This is a genomic window from Phormidium sp. CCY1219 (assembly GCF_035615515.1).
Classification (GTDB): domain Bacteria; phylum Cyanobacteriota; class Cyanobacteriia; order Cyanobacteriales; family Laspinemataceae; genus CCY1219.
Genome location: NZ_JAJENT010000286.1, coordinates 1 through 590, shown reverse-complemented (window position 1 = coordinate 590; position 590 = coordinate 1). Strand labels below are relative to the sequence as shown.

The following is a 590-nucleotide window of genomic DNA, read 5'->3' as shown; positions in this document are numbered from 1 at the left end:
TCGCCGCGAATCGAGTCCCCCAAGCCAGTTTGACAGGCAGAAAGTACCACCACTTTCGCATTCAGCTTCAGGTTGAAAATGTCATGCAGGCGCAAAAACCCATCTACCGCATTGCCCCGTTCATCCACCAGAGATAGCACAACCCCCGACAGTTCCGGCGCATTACTATTCACAAACCCATGTGTGGCAAAATGTACCATTTGATATTGAGTTAAATCCGTTTGCGCCACCGTAGCGCGAGAGGCATCGAAATCAAACGCAGGCATCGCCGCATTCTCCGGAACCAACTCTAAAATCGCTTCCGCCTCTTCGCGCGTCCCCGGAAGTGCCGGAATCGGACTCCCGATAATCGTCTCCGCAGAACGATTCACCACCACCCGATGCAGATTCGACTTGTTGCCAGAAGTTTCGCCCGTCACTCTTGTATCGTCCGGTTCAAACACCGGATCCGCAATTAACGCAACCGTTTTCGGCGCAGTTTGGCGCGGTTCGTCTTGCCGCAAAATCGCCAAGGTTGAGGCAGAAGGCAGATTGACAATTTCGTGACTCACCAGCAACGGCGTCAACTCCTCCGCTTGCGGTTCGGGTAA

General features: G+C 53.7%; 1 protein-coding gene. It reads right to left on the bottom strand.

What is annotated here, in order from left to right:
• A partial coding sequence (locus LKK83_RS04395; protein ID WP_324629676.1) for a CHAT domain-containing protein occupies positions 1-590 on the bottom strand: 590 nt, incomplete at both ends.